Source organism: Mesorhizobium sp. CNPSo 4661, assembly GCF_057784215.1.
In genome coordinates this window covers 42,913-69,312 of sequence record NZ_JBWGIO010000014.1, presented here as the reverse complement: position 1 = coordinate 69,312, position 26,400 = coordinate 42,913, and the positions used below count along the sequence as shown (strand labels likewise).

The window sequence follows — 26,400 nt, the reverse complement described above, 5'->3', positions numbered from 1 at the left end:
TCCCGATCAGAGGCCATAGAGCGCAAGCAGCTTGCGCATGCGTCCGACAGCCAGTTCGGGATCCGCAAGCAGGCCGCATTCGTCGGCCAGCTTGAACACCTGCACGAAATAGGGCAGCGGCCGCATCGACTGAGCGCCTCCGAGCATTACGAAATGATCCTGGAACCCGTTCAGCCAGGCAAGGAAGACGACCCCCGTCTTGTAGTATTGGGTGGGCGCACGAAAGATCAGGCGCGCGAGCGGCACGGTCGGATCCAGCGTGGCGTGGAATGCCTGGGTATCGCCCCGGCCGAGCCGGTCGATGGCGTAGGCGGCGGCCGGCGCCAAAGGGTCGAAGATACCAAGAAGAGCGTGCGAGAATCCCTGCTCGTCGCCCGCGATCAACTCCGGGTAGTTGAAGTCGTCGCCGGTGTACATCTTCACGCCGGCGGGCAGACGGCGGCGCATCGCGATTTCCTTCTCCTTGTCGAGAAGCGAAATCTTGATACCGTCGATCCTGGCGGTGTTGTCCGCGATGATCGCCAACACCGTCTCGAGCGCATCCTCGAAGCGGTCCGTCCCCCAATAGCCCTTGAGGGCCGGATCGAACATCTCTCCCAGCCAGTGCAGGATCACCGGACGGTCGCAGCGCGCGAGCACATCGCCATACACCGATACATAGTCGTCCGGCGAACGTGCCACGGCCGCCAGTGCCCGGCTCGCCATGACGATCAACCTGCCGCCGACCTTCTGAATGGCCTCGACCTGTTCGAAATAGGCTCGCCGGACATCGTCGAGCGAACGTGCATCGCCCGGTCCGAGCTGATCTGTGCCGGCGCCGTTGAAGACGAGCGCGTCCGGCAGTTCCTTCCTGGTCCTGCGGATGAGCTCCAAGGCCGAAGGCCAGTCGAGGCCCATGCCACGCTGCGCGGTGTCCATTGCCTCGGCGATGCCGAGACCGAGCCCGTCGAGGTGACGCCTGAATGCCATCGTGGCATTCCAGTCGATGGCGGCGGGGCCGCCGGGATCGCTGGCGCTGAAAGGATCAGCCACGACGTGGGCCGCCGACAGCACGGTGCGTGCCGCGTCCGGCGACAATCGCGCCGCGGCAACCGCCTTGCCCTGAAGCCGATAATCGAAAAGTTTGCCTGTGGTGTCCGGCAGTTGGATAATCATGGGGTTCTCCCTGGCGGCGCCGCAGTCAAAACCGCGGCACCAACATGCCCGCGTCGACGGCAATGACGTGCCCGGTCGTGTATGGCAGGTCGCCCGCAGCAAGCGTCGCCATGACGCGACCGACATCTTCCGGCTTGCCGAGGCGGCGGATCAATGTCAGCCCCTCCTCGTCGATGCGGCGGCGGTAGGTTTCGCTGACCGCCCTGGTCATGGCCGTCTCGATCAGACCGGGCCTGATGTCGTAGACGGCTATGTTCTCGCGGCCAAGGCGGACCGCGAAGACCTGGCTGACCATGGCGGATCCGGCCTTCGACACGCAATACTCCGAGCGCGGCTCCGCCACCGCCGTGGCATTGGAGGAAGAGACGTTGATCAGGCTGTAGAAGCGGCCGTCATCGCGCCTGCGGGCGACCAACCGCCTGGCCCAGCGCTGCGACAGGAAGAACTGCGCCTTTGTGTTGATTGCCTGGCAGCGATCATAGCTCTCTTCCGTGACATCGAGCGGGTCGCCACGTGAGATGACCGACACGCCGGCATTGTTGACCAGTGTCGACAGGGGCCCGACAACGGCCTCGGCGGCGTCAAGCATGCTTTCGTGCACGCCCAGATCGGCGACGTCGCCGGCGACACGCGCGACCGGAACGCCCAGCGCCGCGACCGCGGCTTCGGCGGATTTCAGCTCCTCGTCGTCGGCCGGACCGTTGAGCGCCACGCCGAATCCGCGCCGGGCGAGCTCCAATGCCGCCGCCAGCCCGATGCCGCGGCTCGATCCCGTGACGAACGCCGCATGGCGCGATCCCGTTGTCACGCCCGGGCTCCGTGCTTGAGAAGCTCGCGGGCGATGATCATGCGCTGGATCTGGTTCGTGCCTTCATAAATCTGCGTGATCTTGGCGTCCCGATAGAGGCGCTCGACCTCGAAGCCGCGTATGTAGCCGGAGCCGCCGAAGACCTGCACGGCATCGGCGGTGCGCGCCACGGCTATGTCTCCCGCAAAACATTTGGCGATCGAGCAGGCCTTTGTTGCATTCTCCCCCGCATCGATCTTCTCGGCGGCGCTGCGCACCAACAGACGAGCCGCCTCGATGTCCTTCGCCATGTCGGCAAGCAGCCATTGCACGCCCTGGAAGTCGGCAATCGGCTTGCCGAACTGACGCCGCTGCTGGGCATAGTCGACCGCTGCCTCGAGCCCCGCTTGCGCTATGCCGACAGCCAGCGAGGCAATGCCCACGCGCCCCTTGTCAAGCACGCTCATCATCATGTGGAAGCCGCGGCCTTCTTCTCCGAGCAGCGCTTCAGGACCCAGAACGACGTCGTTGAAATTGAGCGCGCCGACCTGGCTGGCCCGCTGACCCATCTTATGTTCCTTCGGCCCGCGCTCTATTCCCTTGGCGTGCAGGTCGACGATGAAGATCGACATGCCACGACGGCCCGCATCCTTGTCGGTGCGCGCCAACACGAAACCGACATCGGCGACCGGTGCGTTGTGGATCCAGATCTTGCCGCCGTTCAGTCGCCACCCCTCCCCGTCGCGCCTTGCGGTGGTGCGTATCCCGGAAACATCGGTGCCGGCTTCAGGCTCGGTGATGCAGTAGGCAGCCTTCTTCTCGGCGCGCATGGCAGGCCCCAGCCACTGCTGCCGCTGCGCCTCGGTGCCATGCTGAACAAGCAAGGTGCTGATCAGTTCGACGAGCCCGCATTGATCGGCGACGGACGCATAGCCGCGCGACAGTTCCTCCATCACCAGCGCATAGGTAAGCGTGTCGAAGCCAGGGCCGCCCATGACCTCCGGGACGCCGATGCCGAAGAGACCGAGCTCACCCATCCGCTCGTATATCTCGCCTGGAAAGCGCTCATCCCGATCAAGCGCCTCGGCAACCGGACGAATGACATCCTCGGCAAACTGGCGCGCCATCTCGCGCACCTGCTGCTGCGTTTCACTCAGCGGCACGGCCGACCTCCTTATGTAACTATCTAGTTACTACTATGCTGGAATCGCCGCCTGCGTCAAGCGGCGGACTTCGCATCGCGTTGCGTTGCCGCTACAAGTGCTTGCGACGCTGCCCGAACTTGAATATAAATAACCAGATGGTTACTAAGGGAGGATATCATGAAGCCGTCTGACAAGCGCGTATTCGGCCGGTCCGGCCTCAACGTTACGGCCTTCGCGTTCGGGACCGCTCCTATCGGCAATTTCCTTCAGCCCATAGACGAGCTGACCGCGGATACCATGATCCAGACCGCCTGGGACGCGGGCGTGCGCTTCTACGACACCGCACCGATGTACGGCCACGGCCTTTCGGAACTGCGGGCCGGGTATTCGCTTCGGTGGAAGAAGCGCGACGAGTTCGTCCTTGCCAGCAAAGTCGGCCGGGTCCTCAAGCCCGCAAAGCGCTCGCAGATCGACTTCGCACCGTGGTCGAACGCAGCGCCGAACACCATGAATTTCGATTACTCTTACGACGGCACCATGCGATCGGTCGAGGATTCGCTGCAGCGCCTGGCGCTTGAACACATCGACATGCTTTTCATCCATGACATCGATCGGTTCACCCGTGGAGTCGACCAGCCGGAGGTCTTCCGGCAGGCCATGGATGGCTGCTGGCGGGCGTTGGAGAAACTGCGTTCGGAAGGCGCCGTAAAGGCGATCGGCGTTGGGGTCAACGAATGGCAGGTTTGCCACGAGGCCCTTAAGCAGCGCGACTTCGACTGCTTCCTGCTGGCAGGCCGCTACACGTTGCTGGAACAGGAAGCCCTCGACGAGTTCCTGCCGCTTTGCGTCGAACGCGGCGCGGCGGTGTTGGTTGGCGGAGGCTTCAATTCCGGCATCCTGGCCACGGGTGCCATTCCAGGCGCCAAGTACAATTATTCACCCGCGCCAAAGCATATCGTGGAAAAGGTGGCGAAAATCGAAGACGTCTGCCGCGCGCACGGCGTGCCGCTGCCGGCCGCCGCCTTGCAGTTCGTGGTCGCGCACCCGGCCATCCCGTCCTTCTGCGCCGGCACTCGTACCGTCCAACAACTCGAGCAGAACCTGGCCTGGTTCAGTTACCCTATCCCTGGCGAGTTCTGGCAAGACCTGAAGAAGAGCGGGCTGTTGCGGCAAGACGCTCCGGTGCCGGCGTGAGCGCCGACGCTCAAGGGAAATCGCTCACAGGCTTCGAGCTGAGCAACGAAGACGTTGAGGTCGGCGACCATTTCGAAACGCCGTCCAAGAAGTGACAGCCGCCGTCATAGAGGCGTTTGCGGAAATGACCGGTGACCGGTTCGAAATCCATATGAGCGACGAGGCAGCCCTGCGGCACGGCTTCCCTGCCCGTGTAGCGCATGGCCTGCTTGTGCTGTCTCTTGTCGATGGGCTGAAGAACGATGCCATTGCCCGGTTTCGGGCGGTAGCCTCGCTCGGTTGGACATGGCGATTTTCAGCCCCTGTGCTCGCTGGCGACACTATCAAAGCCGGGGTAAAGGTCGCGGACAAGCGCACCACTCATAACCCAGCCCGTGCGATCCTTCGCCTGCGTTTCGTCGTTCGCAACCAGGAGGTCGAGTTGCCGGACGGCAAGCGGATCGCCGTGCCGATGCCGGCGGGACGAGCGGAACGGCTCGTGGAAAGGGCGAGATGGAAATGGAAGTGAGGGCATCCGATGGACATGTAACGGTCAAGGCCACGGCCCAATGGTGAGCTTCATGACCCTGTCTGGTCGCTGTTCGTGCCGGCTCACGGTCGGAAGGGTTCGCGAAGATCGATGGCGAGATGGTCGACCGTCTGGAGCGACCTGTAGCAGCCGCCTGCTACCTGCTGCGCGATTTTCTGTGCTAGCCAACAAACGAATGGCGAGCCTCGCCGAAGTCGTGTAGGTCAGAAGAAGATACGACCCGAGCACGAAGAAGGCGGGTGAATCTGGGAGGATTCATGGTCGAAATCATCTCCAAGCGGGATGGCCCGCGGCGTGAGGATGTTCAGGTCAAGCGGCTGATCGAACAGAACCGCTCGACGATCGTACGCCTTGCCGACCAGATCAGCGGCGGCGGCTATTCGGCGTCCAGGAAACCACGCCAGAAACCGGAAGCCGAAGGCCTGATAATCCATGTCGGCGGTGGTTCACCGGTAGCCGCCGAGGCAGAGCCATCCATCCGCGTCACCCTCAATGGCAGGGTGATCTCGGTGGACCGGAATACAAGCCGCCAGCTTCACCATATCGGCGATGTCCGCAACCGGGGCGGCGAGCAGGTCTTCGTCCTGGCGACCAAGCAGAACGGATATTTCTCGCCGGTCGACGAAACCATCGCACAAGCGCTTGCCGGCCTGGACGGGTCACGGCTCGCGGCGTCCTACACCGAAGAACAGCTTGCCGCCGACATTGGATTGAAACTCGGCATCGCCTAACGCATCTTGCGAACCGACTATCAGGCGCGCCTGGCTCGCGAGACTGCAGCACGACAGCATACAGAAATACCGTGCCCCCAAAGGTTCTGTGATGGCTGAATGAAACGCGGGATCGATACCAACCAGATGAAGACCGGAGCACTTCCGGCGCGTGCGCCGACGGCCACCGGACAGCTGGTACTGGACGCCATCGACTATGACGAGCGCGCCACCATGCGCGCCTGGGAAAATTTCCTGTCCGATCCTCCGAAATGCGCGCGCGATCCGGTCCAGGTCCGCTCGTTGATTCACGATTCCTGGTCCCGCAGCGCTACCGGCGGGATAAATGCGCAGGGCGTCGAAGCGCCCCTCAACAGCAACCGCGACGAGATCGAGTATCTGACGCGCGCCAACGCCGAGTTGCTTTCGGCGGCGCGGCGGCCGTTCGCCTCTCTTGGCCCGCTGCTGGAAGGGACAGGAGCGATGCTGGTGCTCGCCGACAGCGAAGGCGTGCTGATCAACGCTATCGGCGACAAGAAGACCCTGCATGATGGCATGGACATCCATCTCGCTATCGGCGGCAAATGGCACGAGGGCGCAGTCGGAACCAACGGCATCGGCACAGCGCTCTGGACCGGCGAACCTATCTTCGTCCACGCGGCCGAGCATTTCTGCGCTGGCATTAAGGGCTGGACCTGCGCCGGCGCGCCGATCCGCGACCCGTTGGATGGGAAGATCGTCGGCGTCGTTGACCTGTCGGGCTATTCGCCGATCTTCCGTCCCCACAACACCGCGCTTGTCGCCGCCACAGCCAGGCAGATCGAAAAGGCACTGGCCGAGCAACAGCAGGAGCAGCGCACCCGCCTGCTCGAAGCCTTCATTTCCTCCGCACCCGGTTACCGCGGCAAAGACGGGCTGGTGATCGTCGACCACCGTGGCCGGGCGATCTTCTGCAACAACGTGCCCAATGGCGACGCAGCCGAGATGACGGACGGCCCGATGGAGCCGGGCCGCGGTCGCTGGCTCATGAACCTGCCGGCGTCCGGTTCCAACAGCGATCTCGCCAAGGCGCTCCCGGCGCATCTGCGGTCTTGCCACATCACACCGCTGAAGCTGGACGGCAACCTCAGTGGTGCGGCCCTGGTGTTCCCGGCCGCGCCAATCGTTTCGGGCGTGGCGGCGATCAACCGCGAGACGAACAAACGGCTGCAGGCAGCGACGTCGATGATCGTCGGCGAAAGCGAGACGCTGCTGGCCGCCATCGACGTCGCCTGCCGCGTGGCCCGGTCGAGCGGTGTGACGTCGTTGCTGATAGAAGGCGAAACCGGCGTAGGCAAAGAGCTGTTTGCCCGCCTTGTCCATGCCGGCAGCGGCCGCTCGGAAAATGATCCGTTTATAGCCTTGAATTGCGGCGCCATCACCAGGGAGCTGTTTGGCAGCGAATTGTTCGGCCACGTGGCTGGCGCCTTTACCGGCGCCTCACGTGACGGCAAGGCAGGCGTTTTCGAACAAGCCAGTGGTGGCGTGCTCAGCCTCGACGAAATTGGTGAGTTGCCGCTCGAGATCCAGCCGTTCTTGCTGCGCGTGCTGGAAGAGCGTGTGGTCCACCGCATCGGCGACAGCAGGGGGCGGCCGGTAGACGTCCGCCTGGTCGCCTCGACCAACCGCGATCTCAAGCAGGAAGTCGCGGCGGGTCGCTTCCGCAGCGATCTCTACTACCGCATTGGGGCCGTTTCGATCCGTGTCCCCGCCCTGCGCGAACGCGGCGAGGACGTGCTGTTGCTGGTCGAGCATTTCAACCGCCAGATCGCAGCCAAGGCCGGCAGCGATCCGCTGCAGTTTTCAAGCCGCGCGCTCGACGCGCTGCTCGCCTATCGCTGGCCGGGCAACGTGCGCGAACTGAAAAACCTGATGGAGCGCCTGCATATTCTGGCGCGCAACAGCAGCGTCGACCTCCAGGATCTCCCGTGGGAAATCACGACGGGATACGGTAGCGACACAACCATGCGCAGCGACAATCCCGTGGCCATGCTTGAGGCACCGGTTTGCACATTCGAGGATGCCGAGCGGCAGGCGATCAGGAACGCGCTTGCGGCGGAGGGTGGGAACCTGAGCAAAGTCGCCCTCAGGCTCGGCATTTCCCGGCCGACACTCTACCGCAAGCTCGAGCAGTACGGCATCCGACGCGGGTTCGTCTGAGCAGCCGCAAAAAAGGAAATCCCATGGCATTCGCGCCATGGGATTGGTATTTGGATCGGCGGCCGATCAGGCAGGCTGCGGCGCCTGTTCGCCGGAACCGATCACGCCGCCGCGCAGGGCCAGTCCGGCTGCGGCGGCGCCGAGGCATGGCGCGACGATATAGAGCCAGAGTTGCGACAGCGCCGTCCCGCCGGCAAACAGCGCCGGGCCGAGCGAGCGGGCGGGATTGACCGAAGATCCGGACACCGCGATGCCGGCGAGATGGATCATGACGAGCGTCAGGCCGATCGCCAGCCCGGCCAGAGGACCCGCGCCACCTTCCGCGGTGGCGCGAAGGATGACCAGCAGGAACAGGAAAGTGGCAACCGCCTCGAACAGGAACGCCGAAGTCGCCGAATAGGCCGACCAGCCGTTCTGGGCGAAACCGTTCGCGGCGACGTCGTAGCCCCCGCCCTTCCCTTCCACGATCACATAGAGGACCGCCGATGCGACGATCGCCCCCAGACATTGCGCGACGACGTAGCCGATCAGATCGTTCGGCTTCATCCGGCCGGAGACGAAGAAGCCGAGGCTGACGGCCGGATTGAGGTGGGCTCCCGAGATCGGTCCGATCGCATAGGCCATCGCGACCACCGAAAGCCCGAACGCCATGGCGACGCCCAGCAGCCCCACTTCGGCGCGCATGAAGAGAACCGTCGCGCAACCGAAGAACACCAGCGCGAAGGTCCCGACGAATTCACAGATGTATTTGTTCATTTTCCTCTCCAGGTAGTGACGATCTGGACCGGCGGCGCTTTTCCACACCGCATCCGGTCCAGGATTTTTCAGGGAACGATGACGCCGCGACCGGTGAACCGCCGGTTCTTGAAGTCGTCGAGCGCGGTGTTGATGCTGGCGAGGTTGTACTCGGTGTAATGCATCTTCACCTTGCCGTCGGCGTTGAGCTCCATCAGTTCGACAAGCTCGGTGAAGTTGCCGACCAGGCTACCACCGATGTTGATCTCCTCGATGACCAGATGCGCGGTCGGCACGTTGACCGAACCGCCATAGCCGACCACGAACAACTGGCCGCCCTTGCGGACCATCTTCCAGCAGATGTTCTCGACGCCGAGCTCGCCAACGAAGTCGATGACCACATGGGCGCCGCCGCCGGTGATCGCCTTGACCTCCTCGACGACGTTCGGCCCGCCATCGAGCACGAAGTCGGCGCCGAGATCCTTGGCCAGCACGCGCGCCGCCGGCTCGCGATCGACGGCGATGATGCGGCAGCCGGAAATCGCATGCAGCGATTGCAGCGCGATATGGCCGAGCCCACCGATACCGAGCAGCACGCAATAGCTCCCCGGCCGGAGCAGTTTCGCCGCTCGTTTGGCTGCCCGGTAGGCGGTGATGCCGGCGTCGGCCAGCGGCGCCACCTCGATCGGCGTGACATTGGCGTTGAGCTTGATCAGCGAGCGCTCGCTGGTGATGAAGTATTCGGCGAAGCCGCCGTTCATGCCGAGGCCCGGGAACTGGCCGTTGTCGCAGTACATGTCCTCGCCATGGCGGCAGTTGAGGCAGATGCCGCAGGAGCGGAACGGGTGGCAGATCACGGCATCGCCGCGCTTGACCGACCTGACGCCGCTGCCGACCTCCTCGACCCAGCCTGCATTCTCGTGCCCCATGATGTAGGGCAGAAGGCTGCCGTCGGGATCCATGGTCGGCTTCCACACCCCTTCGATGATATGGAGGTCGGTGCGGCACAAGCCGGCGGCGCCGACGCGCACGATCACCTCGTCCGGGGCGGTGATCGTCGGTGCGGCGACATCCTCGATCTTGAGCTTCACGTTCATTTTCGGGTCGTATTCGTAAAGTCTGGCAGCTTTCATCGTCGTGTCCTTTCAAATCGTTCGGTGAATGCCGCGTCAGGCGCGGCCAAGCTTTTCCGCGCCGCCGCCGAGCGCCGGCCCGGCGGTCGGGTCCTCGTCCTCGGCAAGATCGCCGATCAATGTCTCTGTGGTCAGGATCAGCGTCGCCACGGACGCCGCGTTGGCGAGCGCCGTGTAGGTGACGCGGACGGGATCGATGATCCCGGCTTCGAACATGTTCTGGTAGCTGCCGGCGGACGCGTTGTAGCCGTAGCCGCCGTTGATGCGCGTCACCTCGGCCACCACCGCTTCGGGATCGGCGCCGGCATTGACGGCGATGCGCCACAGCGGCCGCGTCAGCACAGAGCGCACCAGGCGCACGCCTTCGGCGATGTCGCCATCGACACCGGCCGCCACCTTGTCGAGCAGCGGCGCGATCTGGGCGAGCGCGGAACCGCCTCCGGCGACCACGCCCTCCTCGGAGGCCGCGCGCACCGCGTTCAGCGAATCCTCGATCAGCTGGATGGTCCGCTTCTGCTCGACCGGCGTGACGCCGCCGGCATAGAGGATCGCGGTGCCGCCGGAGAGTTTGGCCAGGCGCTCGCGCAGCTTGTCCTGCTCTATGTTCGGGGGCGCGGCTTCATATTGCCGCTGCACCTGGGCGCGCCGCGAGGCGATCGCATTATGGTCGCCACCGCCGCGGATGATCGAGGTGTATGACGAGCTGGTCTTCACCCGGTCGGCGGTCCCGAGATCGTCGACCGTGATGTCCTCTAGTCGTCCGCCGAGATCGCGCGCTATCACCCTGCCACCGGTGATGATCGCCAGATCCTCCATCATCGCCTTGCGCCAATGGCCGTATTCCGGCGGATGGACGATGAGGTATTTGCCAGGCCCCTGCTTGCCGAGCAGTGTGACGACGACTTCGGGCGACACTTCCTCGGACACGATCAAGAGCGGCCGGCCGGCCTCCTTAGCGATGCGACGCGCGGTCTCTAGTGATTGCGGCTCCTTGATCTTGAGATCGGTCATCAGGATGAAGGGCCGCTCGAGCACGGCCTCCATCTTCTCCTGGTCCGTGACCATGTGATGCGAGAGGTAGCCGCGATCGAAGGACATGCCTTCGACAACGTCGAGCGTGGTCTCGGTGGTGACGCTGAAGTCGGTGGTGATGACGCCTTCGGCGCCAACGCGCTGATGCGCTTCCGCCACCAGCGCGCCGAGCTTGGCGTCGGTCGCGGCGATGTTGGCGACGGAGGCGAGAATGCCATTGCCCTTGGCGGGCTTGGCCGAAGCCTTGAGAGCATCCACAACCGCCGTTACGGCAAGCTCGATGCCCTTGCACAGATCGACGGATTTCGCGCCGCGCTCATTCGCTGCGATGCCGCCCTGGATCAGCGCGTTGGCGAGCACGATGGCGGTCGTCGTGCCGTCGCCGGCGACCTCGTTGGTTTGCATCGAGACTTCGCGCACGACCTGCGCGCCCATATTCTCGAAGCGATCGTGGAGCTCGATCTCGGAGGCGATGCTGACGCCGTCGCGCGTCACCATCGGCGTGCCGATCGGCCGGTCGATCATGGCATTCATGCCTTTGGGACCAAGCGTAGGCTCGACGGCCGCGGCGAGCCGAAAGACACCACGCGCCAGCGCACGGCGGGCCTCGGAATTGTGAAGCATAATTTTGGGCATGACTCCTCCTTCCGCCTTACGGGCGGGTTGTTGGTTAGGGGCCTCGTGCGAGGGAGGCCGTTGCTTCGGTTCTGCTTAAAGCGCGTCGCGCAGAAACGGATTCAGGCGGCGCGCTCTAAGTCTTTTGTTTTGATGCATGTCGTTCTCCCAAAACCGCTGCGCACTTTTGGGCGACATGCATCAGGTGGCCGGCGCGCTTCGCTCCGGCACGCGGTCCATGATGAAGTCGACCAGCGTCGGCTCGCCGTCGATCACGTCCAGCTCCTTGTATCTGGTCTGCTTGAGCCCACGGCAAAGCGCGCCGTTGAACTCCATGTTGACGCGCACGCTGCGCAGTTCGGCGAGATAGGCATCGAGGGCCATGGGCGAGATTTTCTGCCCCTCCCACGTGACGAACAGCGGATCGCCCTGCCTCCGCGCCGGAAAGCGCTCGACCAGCGCCGCCCGGTATCTCGCCTTCTGCCTTGCCGCGTCGCCGAGCCCGAGCCGGGCTGCATCATATGCGGCAAGGTCCATGCCGAGGATCTCGCGATCCGTCAGCCCTTGCCTTCTCAAGTTCAGCAGCACCGCTTCCTGGCGCCGCTTGAAGGCTTTCATGCTGAAGGTCTCGCGCAGCGCGCCGATATCCTCATCGCCGGCGAGCCCGGCGAATATGTCGCCGAACGTCTTGCCTTCCTCGATGCCGCGATTGACCTCTTCGGCGAACATGTGATCGTGCAGCCTGACACGATAGGCGGGCGACCAGGAGAGCTGGTCGAGCGCCTTGCGCACGCCGTCGAGCATCAGGAAGGCGAAGTTGGGCGAGCACCAGTAGGTCGGCAGGCGGAAGTCGATCTCCACGCCGCCGTCACCGATGATATCGGCCCGCTCGACAAAGCCCATCTCGGTGATCGGCTCGTCGAGTTCCGGGTCGTTGACCTCGCCAAGGCGCCGCCAGAGTTCCTTCTCGCGGCTGTCGGAAACACTGGCGGTTGCCATGGCCTCTACTCCGCCGCGATGCTGAAAGGCGAGCTTGCCAGCGCCTTCTTCTTCGCTTCGATGTCGATGTTGTAGAGACGCGCGGCGTTCAGGCCGAGTATCTTCTCCTTGATCTCGTCGGTCAGTTGCACACCGCGTTCCGCGGCGATGTCCTGCGGGATCTGGTAGGCCCAGAATTTCTCGACCAGCCAGCGAGGCGTCCAGATCGCGTAGTCGGAGCCGAACAGGATCTTCTCCGGCCCGATCCAGAACAGCAATTCGCCGATGACCTCGCCGAAGTAGCGCGGGCGCGAGTGGATGAAGGGAAGCGCCACCGCCAGGCCGCCATAGACATTGGTTTCCTGTGTCGCGATCCAGCAGAAATCGTCGAGGCGCGGCAGGCCGCAATGCTCGATGATCCAGTTGAGGCCCTGGAAATCCGTCGCCGCATGGTCGACGTCATGCACGTCGAAGGCATCCTTGCTGAGCGGGATGATCGTAGGGCCCTTGTGGACGTGGATGTTCTTGATGCCGAGCTTCTCGCACAGCTCGAAGCACTTGTAGGCGTCGGGGTCGGTGAGCTTCCAGCCCTTGGAGGCGCCATTCCATTCGGCCGTGTACATCTTCACGCCCTTGACGTTGTAGGTCTCCTTGAGGAAGTGGATGTACTCAAGCGCCTTCTCGCCATCGCGCGGATCGAAGGCGCCGTTGACGATGAAGCGCTCCGGATAGCGCTTGGCGACCTCGGCATTGCGCTCGATCGTGTTGAAGCCGTTCTTGTAGAAATCCTTCAGATAGGTCGACTGGACGATCGCCACGTCGTCCGGGCCATCGATGAACAGGTCGCGATAGAGATCGTCGGCGCTGTATTTCTCGAACTTGCCCTTCTCCCAGAGCTGTTCCTTCGGGCTCAGGCCCGTGTGATAGGCATAGAAGCAGTCGATGAACTGCTTGCCGTGGATGTTCTTCTGGTTTTCCGGGCTGCCGTCCCAGAAATGGGTGTGGCCGTCGACCACGAAGATGTCCTTGCCTTCAGGTGTCCTGTACATTTTTTGCCTCCGCAGTCGTCATGTTGATGGGGCGTCGTGTTGACGGGTGCCGGCGCGCCGCCAGGCAGCGCGCCGGGGCTTCCTCAGATGTATTCGAAGACCTCGTCCATGTTCCCGAACAGGATCACGGTGTTGTCGTCGATGCGCACCATGCGGCCGTAGTGGGTGGAGGTGTTGACCTCGAAGATCTCGGCGGTCATATCGCGGCCGAGATACTCGCTGATTTCGTCCATCTTGAAGATCAGCTTGCCGTTGCCGTCGATGCGGATCATGGCCGGCTGATAGGTGACTGTGACCCCCGGCTTCTTGCCCATGAATTCGGCGATGGCGCGGGCCTCGACCGAGTCGTTCATGGTGACGCCGCACTGGTGCGAGATCGTCTGTTCGAAGGTGATGTCCTTCATCGCCTTGAAGATGTTGGACTGCGAGGCGTCGCGTGCTGCTACTGACATGATCTTTTCTCCCCTGTTCAGCGCTTGAGGCCGAGTTCGCCGAGGATCCGGCCGATCCGTTCCTCGGATTGGGCGCGAACGTCGGTGAAGGAAACCGGCTTGGAATGCGGCATCGACCAGATCGGCTGGAGGCCGGTGGCTGCCTTGTCGGCGAGCGCGCCGTGCTTGTTCGCCCAGCCCTGGAACAGCTTCCTGTTGGCCGCGCCGTGCTTCTCGTCGTTGGCGAGCAGGTAGATCAGGTCGATGGTGTTGGCGAGGTTGCGCTCGTAGTCGGCTTCGGCCGCCGAAATCACCGGCGGCGTGATGAAGTCGTGGTTGGCCGCCGCCGCCTGCATGAGGAAGCCGGAGCGGAACAACTCGCCGACCAGCGGCTCGAACACGATGTTGATGGCGAAATACTGCTCGAGATAGTCGGCCGTGCCCATGATGGTCTCGACCGCCTCGCGGGTGCCCTGCCACACGCCGTCCTCGAGCCAGTGCTTCTTGCCGAGCTCGTCGTCCCAGCCGGCGATGTCCATGCCGATCTCGGCGAGGTAGAGCGTGATGTCCTGTGCGAGCCGCAGCTTGTAGGAGGAGTTGGTCAGCGTCGCATTGTTGATCATCTGCGTGTAGCCGTAGCGCTGCGCCTGCATGAGCGACGTGCCCAGGCCGAACTCGGCGTGCTTCCATGCCCCGAGATGCGCCTGCAGAAGCTTGGCCCAGACCTTGTCGAAGGTCTTCGGCGCGCCAGCACGGCGGGCATTGGTGATGACGCTCTGCACCATCGTCTCGATCTTCGACTGGCGCTGGTAGTGCGTGCGTTCCCACTCCTGGTCGGGAGCCCGGAAGGCATGCCAGTTCGAACTCTTGGCGGCAGTGTTGTCCTTGATGTAGGCGCCCTTGCCGTTCGAGAACGAGATGATCCAGTCCTGGATCAGGTAGCGCTCGGGGTCGGGCTGCACGTCGACCGTGACGTCCTCGTAGTGGGTGGCACGCTGACCTTTCGGATCGAAGTACCGATATTTGCGGCTGTCCGAATCGGCGAAGATCGCGGCTCCCGCGGCTCCCGATCCTACTGAACTCGACGTTGCTACCATTGTCTTCACTCCCTTTGTTGCAGTTACTCTGATGTTGTCGCTCCGGCCCGCCTCAATGGGCCGGGGCGGCGTTGGACGATGTGGTGAACCGGTCGAAGAAGATCCGTTCGGTCTCGAAGCCGTTCATGAACAGCACGGGCTGCAGCGCATCGATCATGGGCGGCGGACCACAGGCATAGACGTCGCCCTGCCCGTCGACCGCCAGCTGCTTGAGCTTGGCGTCGACGCTCTGGTGGACGAAGCCGCGCTCACCGTCCCAGGCCTCGCCGTTGACGTGCGAGAGAACGGGAATGAAGTTCAGCTCCGGGTGGCGGCCGGCAAGCTCGGCGATCCTGTCGAGATAGAACAGGTCGCCGGGCGTCCGCGCGCCATAGAAGAAATAGACGTCCCGCTTCTCGCCGCTCTTCAGGTGATCGTTGAGGATCGACCATACCGGCGACATGCCGGAGCCGGCGCCGACCAGGATCAGGGGACCTTGCCGTTCTTCCCGCCGGAAACAGGTGCCATAGGGTCCGACGACGGTGACCTCGGCTCCGACGCGGATGCCTCCGGAATCGAGCTCTCCGGAGAACTTTCCTTCGGGATATTTCTTGATGATGAAGGAGAGCTTTTGGGTTTCGTCCGGCGTATTTGCCATGGAGAACGAGCGCGTAATCGTCTCCCCTTTTTGCGTGGTGACCGTGATGTCGACATATTGGCCAGCCCAGAATTTTATCGGCGACGCGAGCTCGATCTCGATGCCTCGGATGTCGTGGGTCAGATGCTCGAACTTCGAGATCCGGCCCTTGAACGTCTTCACCGCGATTGATTTCGCCAGAACCTCCTCGTCGTAGTTGAGGAGCTCGACCTGCATGTCGGAATAGGCGATCGACCGGCACAGCAGGACGTGGCCGCTCTCCTTCTCCGTGTCGTTGAGCGCGAAGGTCGAGTATTTCAGCATGTCGACTTCGCCTTCGAGCAGGACGCATTTGCAGGCCGAGCATTGCCCTTCCTTGCAGCCATGCGGCAGCGCGATGCCCTGGCGGAAAGCCGCGTTCAGGACCGTTTCGCCGTTTTCGACCTCGAACTCGACGCCGACCGGCTCCAGGCGCACCGTGTGAGCACCAGTCATCGATAACCTCCCAATTCCTCTCCGGCCCGTCCGCAGGACAGGAGATGGCCTTCTTCTGGAATGTCGCGGGAGCCGGAACCCGGCCCCCGCGCTCGGATGGTCAGTTGATGGGCGTGATGGTGAAGCCCGCCCGATATTCGGCCAGATGCTTCTCGCGGTCTGCCGGCGACATGCCGCGGAGTGCCTTGAGCGGCGAGCCGAGGATGTTGCCGCGCACGTCGTCGAGGGTCCACTGCTCGTCGGCGCCGAAGCGCAGGTGCGGTTGCGGGATCAGCGTCTTGCCGTCGGAACGGACGAAGTTGAGATCCTTGATCGCGTCGGCGAGATCCCAGCCGTCATAGAGCGTCTCCCATTCGCGCTTGCCGCTGAAGCGGCCCATCGCGGGCGTCGGACGGCCCTGATACTCGTCGGCGAAGGCTTCGACGGCGGTCCAGCGGTCGAGCTCGTGGGCGAAGGTGTGCAACTGCCCGTCGATCTCGTCGACCACCATGTCCTCGCGGATCAGGCAAGGCACCAGGCAGGACCAGCAGCGATGCGGATAGACGTAGCCGACGTCGCTGTTGAACAGCAGCACCTTCTCGCCCTTGTGGCTGAGCTTGGCGTACCATTTCCAGAAGTCGCCGAACTCGGCATACCAGCCTGGGTATTTGTGCTCGAACCACTCGAAGTCCTTGTCGGTCTGCGCCTCGATGCGCCAGAAGTTGACCGGCCAGCCGACAGCGAAGAACTGTCCGACCTTGTGGACGTAGTTCTTCTTGGTGATGCGCTCCCAGGCCGCCTGGACATCGTCGTGATGGATCTTGATGCCGTATTTCTCGAGCGGCAGCATGTAGGTGCGGTAGTAGTCCTCGTAGATCCAGCGGTGCCACATCTCCGCGTAGGACTCCTTGTTCTTGTCGCGGTTGGTGGTGCCGTATTCGATGAAGGTGCCGATCGCGGCGTCGACGATGGCGTGGTTCTGCCAGAAGGCGTAGCGCATGTCGCGCTCCAGCAGCAGGTGGTTCTCCGGCTCCTTCAGCGCGGCCATCAGCAGCGAGTGGCCGTTGCCGATGTGGCGGCTCTCGTCGGACTGCACCGACAGGAACACGGTCGGCAGCGCATAGTCGCCGTTGCGCGCGGCTTCCGAAGGCATGGCGACGAAGAGCGTGTTGGTGAACGCCGTCTCGGCGACGACGGTCAGGTACATGCACGCGGCCGTCATGGTGTCGCCGGTGATGAAGCCTTCACCGAACTGGCGGCCGATCGTGGTCGCGTAGCACTTGCCGAAGGCTTCCTCGGTGATATCGAACCCCGCCGGATCGATGTAGTTCTCCATGTACCACTTCTTCAGATTCATCTGGATGGTGGAGTGGCGGAACTCGTCGACCATCTGCATGGTGAAGCCGGTTCTGAGGTCCTCGCCGGGCGCCAGCCGCGCCACCATCGCCATCGAGCGGGCGGCGGAAATTTCCGGGAAGGGAATGATGGCGAGGAAGAGCTTCATCCACTCCACCCAGCGCGGCTCGACATTGCGGAACATGTCGCCGCGAAGCGCGGCGTCGAGCGCGCCGTAGACGCGATTGTCCTTTTCCTCCTGCATGGGGAAATAGGAGCGCAGCACCTGCTTCATCGGATCGCGCGGCGCTTTGGCGATCTTGTAGTCGGTCGGAAACGTCATCGCTTCCTGGACATAGGTCGGGTTCCAACCGAGGTCGGAAATCTTCTTGGTCGCCTCGCCCACGGAAATACCGCGCTGCGAGGTAATCTTGTTAAGTGTCAACGACGACATCGTCATAAGCCTCCACCAGGTTGAGCCATGGATCCCTCGATCCAGGGCATGAGACGGCACACAACGCCGCCAGTGAGTTTGCGAACGGCATGACAAAGGGTTGCGCCTTCAGGCGCGACACAGGGTCCAGCCATTCAAGTGGATCGCGGCAAAGGTTCTCGAGGTGGGCTGCGGAGGCGCTGCGACACCCCAGTCGCATCTTGCGATGGGCGTGTCGAAGCGCGTGTGCTGCGGCTTCCTCCGGTCCTTCGTTCTTTTGGCACCGCGTCGGAACGCGATGGGCTTCTTATGCAAATGGGTAAAGCAAACGCCGTGCCAGTTTGAAAATCGGGCCTATGAGCAGCGCCTGGGCGGAGACCGCCCTGGCCCTCCCCAGCAAACATCCGGATGACTGTAACGATATTTTACAGTTGTATATTACATATGTAATATTTGTACGGCATTGTGCGTTGCAATATATACTCTTAGCAAACGCGGTATAAATAAAATAATCTGCGTCTATTCATTTCGACTATTTCATACACTATTTGATACCGATCTCGATTTGATGACCGATCTCGGACGGGAGGCAATGCCGGGAAAGACGATGCCAAGCGACAATGACAGCCCAGGCCTTCCCCGGCCAAGCCAACCGGACGACGTGACCGCCGAGCTCGTGAGACTGATGCCGAGCGACCTCGTTTTCGTCATGCGATTCATGGGTGAGAGCCAGCACCGTCTGCAATGCCATTTCCAGGATTTCATCCGGGCCGAGCTTGCCGCCAGCGGCGTCACCACGGAGACGCATCCAATGATCCATCTGTTCATTGAAAGCCACGCGATCCTGTTGCGCGACTTCGTGTTTTCCGGGGTATCGCTATCGCGCCAGTTTCGCATCGCCGAGATCGAGCATCTTACCGGCGACACCACGTCCATGATCCGCGTCGACATATGGGATCAACTGAAGAGCCATATCGAAACCGCCGAAAAGCAGTTCCAGACACAGGTAGGCGGTCTGCCGGTATTGCTGTCCGCTTTCGAAAAACCAGCCGAGAAAAAGTGATGAGCGGCGGCACGAGACACGATGCTGGACTGGCCACGCTGGTCGCTCGACGATTGGCTCTCGTCGCCGAAATCTCGGAGCTCACCGCCGAAGCACAGCGGCTCAATCAAAAGCTCTCCGGCATCCAGATGGAGGTGCTGCGCCTGGAGCTCGAAATCGGCAGGCACGGCGGCAGCGCTGAACTGGTGCGGGATTTGCATGACGCTGAAGAGAGTGCCGAGGCCATGAGGCAGGCATGCATCGAAAGCGAGGAACGCATCGTGGCAATCGAGGGCAAGGTCGCGGATGTCGACTGCGCGCTCGCCGAGGCAACGAGCGATTAGGGGAGGCAAGCCGTGAACCAGCAAACGACGCAGAACCTGGCGCTGTTCGACCTGCTGGCGCGAAGCTGGCGGCGCCCGGCCGCGGTTGCCGATGTGTGCTTCAGCGTCGATGGCTCCGCCGTTGCATTCACCTCCGTGGACGGATCCGTCGCAATCGGCCAGGTGGCGGATCAGGAACCGCCGGAGTCGAGGATCCGGGTCAGCGGCGATCTCGGACAGACGACGATCCGGCCCCGCGAGAAGCCGCCGGCACCTTTGATCGCCTCCGCAGCGCTTGGGGACGGCGATGTCCCCATCGTCGTTTGTCACGGTTCCGGCTTCCTCGTCGGTACGAGTGCCGGGCAAGCCTCGCATTTGGCATCCGACGGCGAGATTGCGCCAACGCCGATCAAGATCGACGGGCCGATCCTCGCCATCGCCCATAGTGCCCCGAAAGCCATGACAGCCGTCAGCGATGGACATGATGTGTTCCTATCGCGCGCCAATGATGAAGTGGTAAGGCTGCGCCAGGCTGTGCCCTCATCGACACACGCAATCGCGTTCTCGCCGGACGCGAAACGGCTCGCGTTCGATTCCGGCAATGGCCTGTCGATCTGGGCGGTCGACGGCGGTCCCGAGCTGACAAACGAATTTTCCACGCCCTCACGCCCAGCTTCCATCCGCTGGAGCCACGACGGCTCATGGCTGGCCTGCGGACTTGAGACAGGAGGCTTTGGCCTTGTGCGCCTGGCAGATGGCCGATCGGGCGTGGTCGGCGGCTTTCCCGAGCCCGTGCGCACGGTGTGCTGGAGCGCGCAAGAGAACACGCTGTTTGCATCGGGCGCCTTCCGTATTGCCGGCTGGTCAATGGCTGCCCCGCCATTTGAGCATGCAGCTTCCGGCGCGCTGGAAACGGGTCGTGCGGCAGCTGTTCCTGTTGAGACAATGGCGGCGCATCCGGTGAGGAACCTTATCGCCGCCGGCTACGCCAACGGCCGGATCACGGTCGCCCAGATCGGCTCGCGTGACGAGCTCGTCGTGAAATTTTCAGGCAGCGCGATCACGGCGCTGGCCTGGTCCGGCGATGGACAGCACCTGGCTGTGGGCATGGTGGATGGAACGGCCGCGATCGTCACCTTCCCGGCAATGCTGTTCAAATAGCCAGGGCGAAACCCGACAACAGGAGGATGGAATGCAAACCGAGCTCACTGCAGAGGAAAAGAGCAAGGATGAATTTTTCGAACGCCTTGCCAAGTTGTCGCAAGAGATGGTGGCCAAGCATGGCAAGGATTTCAGCATGGGAGCGCTGGTGCTGGCTGCAAGGTGGATCGCCGAAAACCGGGCGGGTCCGCTGAAGACCAATTGAATTGCCGATGCGCCCTTGACCCGGCGCGCCCTCAAGGCACATCCTGGCAGAGCTGTTGGCATGCTGCTGGGCCTGGCCGCGAGGGCTCGACACGTCGAGCCGGGTCCTGCTGCTCGGATGCGAAGGGGCAACTGACCCGGGGATACACACCAGGGTCGTCGGCTCAACACCCGAGGCGGTTTTCGAACGACGAATCCGCCCGGGAGAACTCACCGGTTCTGGTGAAGAATCTTTTCAACGAGCCATAAGAACCGGAAGCCTTGGGCCCTCGATCACAGACCTGGTCACGCCGCCGAAAATCCTCTCCCGCAGCCGGGAATGGCCGTAGGCGCCCATGACCATGAGCTCGGCGCCAGTGTCAACGGCGTGCTGGCGAAGAACCTCGGCGATGGAACGGTTCGAGCTTGGCAGACGATCCACCGCGACTTTCACGGCATGGCGGGACAGGTAGGTTGCCACGTCCGCCCCGGGTTCCGCGCCATGGTGCCGTTCGTCCTCGATCGGGTCGACCATGACGACCCGCACCTCCTCGGCACCTGAAAGGATGTCGAGCGCTTCTCGCACGGCGCGCGACGCTTCCAGGCTGGCGTCCCATGCGACGAGGACGCGTTTGGGTTTCAACGTCGCGGACGCCCCTTTGGGGACGAGCAGAATTGGCTTCCCAGACGAAAACAGCGCGCCTTCGATGACTTTCTCCTTGAGCGTCTGGCTCGCTAGCAAGTCTGGGCCAAGGACGGTTATATCGGCGTAACGCGCGCGCCGGCCAACGACCTCATCTGCCCAGGCATGGTCCGGGTAGTCATCACTCAGGTCCGTCGATACCGGGCTAGCCGACAGCATTTTGGAGACAGCCGAATTCCGCTTCTGAAGCATTTCCATTTCGGCTTCTCGCTCCGCGAGCCAGACCGGCGAAACCACCTCGGCATATGCTCCGCCAGAGGGAGGCGCCGCGATCACCAGGACAAGCACCGAGAGATGGGCATTGATTTCTTCGCACAGGCCCGTGGCGAGCTTCAGATCATCATCTCCCTGATTGGCCCCTGTAACCGTGAGCAATGTCTTGAATGGCATAGCGGCGTCTCCTTGTCCGGGAAGCTTGATGGAGGACGTAGCCGTAGCCAGGTGGTCGGAAACCGTCCTTGCGCTGAATCAAACCGATCGCTTCTCAAGTTTGATCCCGGTCAACGTATGCGCGCGCGACAGGCCTTAGCCTGACCTGATGGTTGGAGGCGGATCAAATGAGATTCGGGACGACGATGGGTTTCTTGGCGCTGACGCTGAGCGCCGCGGCGGCACAGCAGATGAGCAATGGAGAGCAGGAATATCTGAACTCCTGCGCCGTGTGCCACGGCGTGGACGGCAGGGGCGACGGACCAATGGCCGACGTATTGCGGAAGCGCCCGGCGAATTTGACGACGCTGACAACGCGCAATGGCGGTGAATTTCCCTACTGGCGGGTCTACGCGACGATCGACGGCCGCGGCCTAGTGCCCGAGCATGGCGAGCGCGACATGCCGGTCTGGGGCAATCAGTTCCTGCCTGACGATGTGAAGAAGTACGGGCCCTATGGCGGGGAGGCCGTAACCACGGAACGCATTCAAAACCTCGCAGGTTACGTCCAGACGCTTCAGCGCTAGCTGGCAAGCCGAAGGACGATGCAACCAAAGTCAAGGCGCATGCGATGATCGTTCAGAACCAAGACGTCGTGATCGACATGCTGAAGGACCCCGCCACCTATGGCGAGGCTGGTCCTGTCGAGGCGATCGAAACCCACATTTCCCGGATATTCCTTGTCGGCCAACGCGCATTCAAGATGAAGCGGGCGGTCAAGCTGCCCTATGTCGACTTTTCGACGCCGGAGTTGCGGCTCATGGCGTGCGAAAAGGAAGTGGAGTTGAACTCCAGAACGGCGCCCGGTCTCTATCTCGATGTCCACCGCATCACACGCGCAGGAGACAGGCTTGCCTTGAATGGATCGGGCGAACTGGTTGACGCCGTTATTGAGATGGTTCGCTTCGATCAATCGAACCTCCTCGATCGCATGGCTGCCGCGGGGAAGTTGACAGCCGCACTGATGACGGGCGTGGCGCGCATGATTGCGCAATACCACCGCAGTGCCGACGTGATCCATGCCGGCAGCGGGTCGGCGAATATCGGCGGCGTGCTTGAAATCAATTCTGCCGGCTTTGCGACAAGCCACGTGTTCGATGGACAGGAAATCGAAACGCTCACCGCGGCGTTTCGCGACGCCCTCGCCCGCCATGCCAGCCTGCTTGACCGGCGCGAGGCGTCAGGCCGGGTCCGCCGCTGCCATGGCGACTTGCATCTGCGCAACATCTGCGTCTTCGATGGCGAGCCTCGCCTGTTCGATTGCATCGAGTTCAATGATCAGATCGCTACCGTCGATGTCCTCTACGATCTCGCATTCCTGCTGATGGATCTATGGCATCGCGGTTTTCCACAATTCGCCAACCTGATGATGAATCGCTATCTCGACGACGCCGATGACGAAGACGGCTTCATCCTGCTGCCGTTCTTCATGGCGGTGCGGGCGGCGGTGCGCGCTCACGTGACAGCGACGCAGGTCGAGGAGGGCAGCCAGGACTCTGCAAAGCTGATTGCCGAAGCGCGATCCTATTTCCAACTCGCGCAAGCCCTGCTGACCGAAACGCCGCCTCGGCTCGTTGCAATCGGCGGTTTGAGCGGCTCGGGCAAGACGACGATAGCCGAAGCGATCGCTACCCAAATCGGAGCGCCGCCCGGTGCGCGGATCGTCGAGAGCGATCGCATCCGCAAGGCCATGCATGGCGTCCCTGCCGAGACCAAGCTGCCGGACAAGGCCTACCGTCCCGGCGTGTCCGAACGCGTCTATCGCCAGATCGCCTGGCTCGCGCAGTTGATCCTTGCCGAAGGCGGCTCCGCCGTCGCCGACGCCGTATTCGACAAACCGGAGGACCGCGACAGGATCGAGCGCGCCGCGAGTGAGGCGAATGTCCCGTTTGCGGGATTTTGGCTGGTTGCCGATCCGTCGGTACTTTGGCGCCGGGTCAGCGAGCGCAAGGGCGGCCCCTCCGATGCCACGGTCGATATCCTGTCGCGCCAATTACAGCGTAATGCCGGTCCGTTGACCTGGCACAAGATCGAGGCGGACCGTAAGGTGGGCCAAATCACCGCGGAGATGATGGCCTTGGTTGAGGGCACCGCCTCTTCCGTAGCCAGCCTCAGGAAGACGGGATCTTAGAGCTGACCGGAACATAACTGATCTCCAGGGTTGCTACGGACAGACCCGGCTCGTCGGGGTGGTGGGCGATCGAGAATCCAAACTCCCGGCACATTGTGAGCATCTTGCGGTTTTCGTTGAGGATTGTGCCCTCGATGCGATCGACGCGCTCAGCTCTGCATAGTCGATGACCTGCTTCAGCAGACCCCATCCCAGGCCATGGCCCTGCAGGTCCGATCGTACCAGCAGCGCATATTCGCCGCTTCTGTGATCGGGATCGCAGGAAAGCCGGCCGATTCCTGCCAGCGCTCCCGTGTCCTTTTCAAGCGCGACAAAGGCGATGTCGCGATCGTAGTCCAGCTGGGTGAGCCGCTTCAGCATCTGGTCCGGGAAGTTCTTCCGCAGTGACAGGAACCGCAACCTCAGGTCGTCGGGTGAAATCTTTGCCAGGAAAGCAGGGTAAAGCGCTACATCCGCCGGGATGATTGGCCGGATGTGAAAGGTCATACCATCCGCCAGAAGATCGCGGCTCCATCCCGACGGACAGGGCCTTATGGCGAGCGCCGGGTTCGGCGCCGGTTCATCCACCCGTCGGGGGTCGATTTCGATGCGGGCATCGAGCGCAATCGCGCCTTCGGCGTCGGCCAGCAGCGGGTTAATGTCGAGGGAAACCAGGCAAGGGAAGTCGACGATCATTTGCGACAGGCCGTTCAGCGCGGCGACAATCGCGCCTCGATTGGCTGGCCTGCGATCGCGATAGCCGATAAGCAGGCGGCTTATTCTGGTCGCGTCGATCACGTCTCCGGCCAGCACGTCGTCAAGCGGCGGCAGGGCGATCGCGGTATCGTTCACAATCTCGACCGCTGTGCCGCCGGCGCCGAACAGAATGACCGGGCCAAACATCGGGTCCAGGTTCACGCCCAAGATGAGTTCCTGTGCATGCTTGCGCACGACCATGGCTTGCACGGTGTAGCCGTCCACCTTCGTCCCTGGCGACTGCGTGCGCAGGCGTCTGGCGATCGACAGGGCGGCCTCTGCGGCCTGGTCGGCGGTCGCAATGTCGAGGACTACGCCGCCGACGTCCGACTTGTGTGAGACCACCTTCGACAGCAATTTGACGACCACCCTTTCGGAGTTTTCGAGAAGCTGGCCGGCTGCCTGCGCCACTTCAGAGACAGATTCTGCAACAATGGTTCTCGGCACAGCGATGCCGTAAGCGGCAATTGCCGCTTTTGCTTCCGGCTCCGTCAGCATGCGCCGCCCTTCGCTGGCCACCTGCCGGAAGATGGCAAGCGCCGATGCCTTGCCGGCAGCCTGGTCTTCAGCCCGGCTCGCGGGCGTACGCAGGAGCGCCCGCTGGGCTCGCGACCATTCGCTGAGATAGGATGCGGCGATCGCCGCATCCTCCGGCGTTTCGAAGCTCGCAATGCCGGCTTCCGTGAGGATGCGCCTGCCTTCGTTCGCGGTGCGCTCGCCGAGCCAGCACGCCAGGAGGGGTTTGCTTCCGATCTCGCCTCCATCCCCAAGCTCTGCCACCTTCCTGGCGGCGTCGGACGAGGAACCGAGCCCCGTCGGGCAATTCATGACAAGGATGACATCCGTTTCCGGATCTGCCGCGATGGCCTCGAGCGCTTTCCCATATCGTGCCGGGGCGGCGTCACCCACAATGTCGACGGGGTTTGCATGCGACCAGGTCGACGGCAGCACGCGGTTGAGCTGCTCTATCGTCGATGGCGCAAGCGCGGCCAACTCACCTCCAAGATCGATCAGCTTGTCGACCGCGAGGACGCCTGCGCCGCCGCCATTGGTGACGATGCCGACGCGCGCTCGCTCGAGCGGAGAATACCGTGCGATCGTTTCAGCGGCATCGAACAATTCGGCCAGGTCATCCACACGCAGCACCCCTGCCCTGCGCAAGGCGGCGTCCACCACCCTGTCCGCGCCCGAAAGCGCGCCGGTATGGGTCGCCGCCGCCCTGGCTGCTTGTTCGTGGCGGCCAGGCTTGATCGCGATGACCGGCTTGAGCCGCGCCGCCGCCCGAGCCGCCGACATGAACTTGCGCGGATTAGGTATGGTTTCGAGATACATCACGATGGCTCGTGTGTGAAAATCGCCTGCCAACATGTCGAGGCAGTCGCCGACGTCGACATCGGCCATGTCGCCCAGGGACATGATCCTCGAAAAGCCGACATCGTTTTCAGCCGCCCAATCAATCAGGGACGTAGCAATCGCACCTGACTGCGAAATCAGGGCAATGTTCCCGGGTCGAGCCGCCATGTGGGCAAAACTCGCGTTGAGTTTGGCTGGAGGGATCATCAGCCCGACCGTATTCGGTCCGATGATGCGCATGAGCGAGGGTTTGGCCGCTTCGAGCATCGCCTTGCGCAGACCGTTTTTGTGATTGAGCCCCGCGGTGATGACGACCGCGGCGCGGGTCCCCTTCCCAGCCAAGTCTCGCACGATGCCGGGAACGGTTTCTGGAGGTGTCACGATCACGGCCAGATCGGGAACGCCCGGCAAATCGGCAATCCTCCCATAGCATTGATGGCCGACCACCTGCGAGTATTTGGGATTAACCGGCCAGATTTCCCCCTCGAATCCGCCGCTGACGATGTTGTCGAAGATAACGCGACCGACCGAGCCAACGCGCTCGCTGGCGCCGACGACAGCGACGGATTTCGGTGAGACCGCGTACTCAAGATTTCGGATTGTCATTCTGGAAAACTCCCTGCCGCCACATTCACCGAAGGCGCCGGGCAATCATTGCGCTGGATCAAAGCGTCATCCGGCCCCTGGCGGTTA

The 26,400-nt window shown here is 62.8% G+C and carries 23 protein-coding genes and 1 pseudogene; 10 read left to right on the top strand and 14 right to left on the bottom strand.

Translation table 11 applies throughout. The features are described from left to right. Positions 1–6: 6 nt before the first annotated feature. Genes AC0YKC_RS21695 through AC0YKC_RS21685 form a run of 3 tightly spaced genes read right to left on the bottom strand, consistent with a single transcriptional unit; the run spans position 7 to position 3,105 of the window. Entirely contained in the window at positions 7–1,155 is a 1,149-nt protein-coding gene (locus AC0YKC_RS21695; RefSeq protein ID WP_488512601.1) for a dihydrodipicolinate synthase family protein, read from the bottom strand. A gap of 25 nt (positions 1,156–1,180) precedes the next feature. Then, positions 1,181–1,963, bottom strand: coding sequence for a 3-ketoacyl-ACP reductase (locus AC0YKC_RS21690; RefSeq protein WP_434723522.1), 783 nt, complete (start codon positions 1,961–1,963; stop codon positions 1,181–1,183). Next, positions 1,960–3,105, bottom strand: coding sequence for an acyl-CoA dehydrogenase family protein (locus AC0YKC_RS21685; RefSeq protein ID WP_488512483.1), 1,146 nt, complete (start codon positions 3,103–3,105; stop codon positions 1,960–1,962). The genes AC0YKC_RS21690 and AC0YKC_RS21685 overlap by 4 nt, the downstream gene beginning before the upstream one ends. 159 nt (positions 3,106–3,264) lie before the next feature. Here AC0YKC_RS21685 and AC0YKC_RS21680 point away from each other — a divergent pair, with 159 nt between their 5' ends. From AC0YKC_RS21680 to AC0YKC_RS21665, 4 genes are all read left to right on the top strand, one after another. Further along, a complete protein-coding gene (locus AC0YKC_RS21680) occupies positions 3,265–4,281 on the top strand; it encodes an aldo/keto reductase (RefSeq protein ID WP_488512482.1) in 1,017 nt (338 codons plus the stop codon). A gap of 91 nt (positions 4,282–4,372) precedes the next feature. Beyond that, positions 4,373–4,789 carry a MaoC family dehydratase gene (locus AC0YKC_RS21675; protein WP_488512481.1) on the top strand — a complete coding sequence of 139 codons (417 nt, stop codon included), beginning with the start codon at positions 4,373–4,375 and terminating at the stop codon, positions 4,787–4,789. Positions 4,790–5,067: 278 nt separating this feature from the next. After that, positions 5,068–5,541, top strand: a complete 474-nt coding sequence (locus tag AC0YKC_RS21670; protein ID WP_320297180.1) for a hypothetical protein — start codon at positions 5,068–5,070, stop codon at positions 5,539–5,541. Positions 5,542–5,640: 99 nt separating this feature from the next. Then, complete coding sequence (locus AC0YKC_RS21665; RefSeq protein WP_488512480.1) at positions 5,641–7,719, top strand: sigma-54-dependent Fis family transcriptional regulator; 2,079 nt, start codon at positions 5,641–5,643, stop codon at positions 7,717–7,719. 66 nt (positions 7,720–7,785) lie between these two features. Here the strand turns inward: AC0YKC_RS21665 and AC0YKC_RS21660 are convergent, their stop codons facing one another. The 9 genes from AC0YKC_RS21660 to AC0YKC_RS21620 form a co-directional block, all read right to left on the bottom strand. Then, entirely contained in the window at positions 7,786–8,475 is a 690-nt protein-coding gene (locus AC0YKC_RS21660; RefSeq protein ID WP_320297181.1) for an MIP family channel protein, read from the bottom strand. 68 nt (positions 8,476–8,543) lie between these two features. Beyond that, positions 8,544–9,587, bottom strand: coding sequence for an NAD(P)-dependent alcohol dehydrogenase (locus AC0YKC_RS21655; protein WP_320297182.1), 1,044 nt, complete (start codon positions 9,585–9,587; stop codon positions 8,544–8,546). Between the two features lie 36 nt (positions 9,588–9,623). Next, positions 9,624–11,255, bottom strand: coding sequence for a chaperonin GroEL (groEL, locus tag AC0YKC_RS21650; RefSeq protein ID WP_488512479.1), 1,632 nt, complete (start codon positions 11,253–11,255; stop codon positions 9,624–9,626). 180 nt (positions 11,256–11,435) lie between these two features. Further along, positions 11,436–12,233 (bottom strand): iron-sulfur cluster assembly protein, encoded by a 798-nt coding sequence (locus AC0YKC_RS21645; RefSeq protein ID WP_488512478.1) that lies wholly within the window; start codon positions 12,231–12,233, stop codon positions 11,436–11,438. Between the two features lie 5 nt (positions 12,234–12,238). Beyond that, on the bottom strand, positions 12,239–13,261 hold the full coding sequence (locus AC0YKC_RS21640; RefSeq protein WP_320297185.1) for an amidohydrolase family protein: 1,023 nt from the start codon (positions 13,259–13,261) through the stop codon (positions 12,239–12,241). An 83-nt stretch (positions 13,262–13,344) separates the two neighbouring features. Next, on the bottom strand, positions 13,345–13,713 hold the full coding sequence (locus AC0YKC_RS21635; RefSeq protein WP_320297186.1) for an MmoB/DmpM family protein: 369 nt from the start codon (positions 13,711–13,713) through the stop codon (positions 13,345–13,347). A 17-nt stretch (positions 13,714–13,730) separates the two neighbouring features. Continuing rightward, entirely contained in the window at positions 13,731–14,789 is a 1,059-nt protein-coding gene (locus AC0YKC_RS21630; protein WP_488512477.1) for an aromatic/alkene monooxygenase hydroxylase subunit beta, read from the bottom strand. Between the two features lie 52 nt (positions 14,790–14,841). Continuing rightward, positions 14,842–15,900 (bottom strand): NADH:ubiquinone reductase (Na(+)-transporting) subunit F, encoded by a 1,059-nt coding sequence (locus AC0YKC_RS21625; protein ID WP_320297188.1) that lies wholly within the window; start codon positions 15,898–15,900, stop codon positions 14,842–14,844. Between the two features lie 100 nt (positions 15,901–16,000). Then, positions 16,001–17,674: an aromatic/alkene/methane monooxygenase hydroxylase/oxygenase subunit alpha gene (locus AC0YKC_RS21620; RefSeq protein ID WP_320297189.1), complete on the bottom strand. Its 1,674-nt coding sequence runs from the start codon at positions 17,672–17,674 to the stop codon at positions 16,001–16,003. 580 nt (positions 17,675–18,254) lie between these two features. On the opposite strand from AC0YKC_RS21620, the gene AC0YKC_RS21615 reads away from it, so the two are divergent. Genes AC0YKC_RS21615 through AC0YKC_RS21600 form a run of 4 tightly spaced genes read left to right on the top strand, consistent with a single transcriptional unit; the run spans position 18,255 to position 20,378 of the window. Continuing rightward, positions 18,255–18,710 (top strand): hypothetical protein, encoded by a 456-nt coding sequence (locus tag AC0YKC_RS21615; protein ID WP_488512476.1) that lies wholly within the window; start codon positions 18,255–18,257, stop codon positions 18,708–18,710. After that, positions 18,710–19,033: a hypothetical protein gene (locus AC0YKC_RS21610; RefSeq protein ID WP_488512475.1), complete on the top strand. Its 324-nt coding sequence runs from the start codon at positions 18,710–18,712 to the stop codon at positions 19,031–19,033. Before AC0YKC_RS21615 ends, AC0YKC_RS21610 begins: the two co-directional genes overlap by 1 nt. Positions 19,034–19,045: 12 nt before the next feature. Beyond that, positions 19,046–20,173 (top strand): WD40 repeat domain-containing protein, encoded by a 1,128-nt coding sequence (locus AC0YKC_RS21605; protein ID WP_488512474.1) that lies wholly within the window; start codon positions 19,046–19,048, stop codon positions 20,171–20,173. A 31-nt stretch (positions 20,174–20,204) separates the two neighbouring features. After that, positions 20,205–20,378 carry a hypothetical protein gene (locus tag AC0YKC_RS21600; RefSeq protein ID WP_320297193.1) on the top strand — a complete coding sequence of 58 codons (174 nt, stop codon included), beginning with the start codon at positions 20,205–20,207 and terminating at the stop codon, positions 20,376–20,378. Positions 20,379–20,612: 234 nt separating this feature from the next. Here AC0YKC_RS21600 and AC0YKC_RS21595 read toward each other — a convergent pair whose 3' ends face one another. Next, entirely contained in the window at positions 20,613–21,449 is an 837-nt protein-coding gene (locus AC0YKC_RS21595; RefSeq protein ID WP_434723532.1) for a universal stress protein, read from the bottom strand. A 185-nt stretch (positions 21,450–21,634) separates the two neighbouring features. Between AC0YKC_RS21595 and AC0YKC_RS21590 the strand changes: the two genes are divergently transcribed. Beyond that, positions 21,635–22,015: a c-type cytochrome gene (locus AC0YKC_RS21590; RefSeq protein WP_320297246.1), complete on the top strand. Its 381-nt coding sequence runs from the start codon at positions 21,635–21,637 to the stop codon at positions 22,013–22,015. Positions 22,016–22,059: 44 nt separating this feature from the next. Further along, the gene (locus AC0YKC_RS21585; RefSeq protein ID WP_488512473.1) at positions 22,060–23,619 is read left to right on the top strand and encodes a bifunctional aminoglycoside phosphotransferase/ATP-binding protein; all 1,560 of its coding nucleotides are present in this window, start codon (positions 22,060–22,062) and stop codon (positions 23,617–23,619) included. Here AC0YKC_RS21585 and AC0YKC_RS21580 read toward each other — a convergent pair. Next, positions 23,600–26,313 (bottom strand): annotated as a pseudogene (locus AC0YKC_RS21580) (bifunctional acetate--CoA ligase family protein/GNAT family N-acetyltransferase). The gene AC0YKC_RS21585 and the pseudogene AC0YKC_RS21580 sit on opposite strands and share 20 nt — an antisense overlap. Between the last annotated feature and the right edge of the window lie 87 nt (positions 26,314–26,400).